General features: G+C 48.7%; 1 protein-coding gene. It reads left to right on the forward strand.

Annotated elements, in window-relative coordinates; all coding sequences use genetic code 11:
* The coding region (locus Ga0451573_RS19170; protein ID WP_231685790.1) for a hypothetical protein at positions 1-277 on the forward strand (277 nt) is incomplete at both ends.

Here is a 277-nt window from a genome sequence, read left to right on the forward strand (position 1 = left end):
CTGGCGCGCAACACCAAGATCAAGCTGCCGACGCCGCAAGAAGTGCAAGAGTTCAAGAACCGCAAGAGAATATTGCCGGTGCAATCGCAATCTGATGATGATGAAGTACAAATAGTCACTGATGACGAACAAGAAATGCAAGAAAAAGAAATAGCGTCAACAGAGCCGGAATCAATTCCAGAACTCGACAGCCTCTTGCGCAACGTCATGGTGAACAACAACGTATCGAGCAAGATGAATGAAGCTCAGAGCACAATGCTTGCCGATGGGGTGCGGG

This window comes from Phosphitispora fastidiosa (assembly GCF_019008365.1).
Taxonomy (GTDB): Bacteria; Bacillota; Thermincolia; order Thermincolales; family UBA2595; genus Phosphitispora; species Phosphitispora fastidiosa.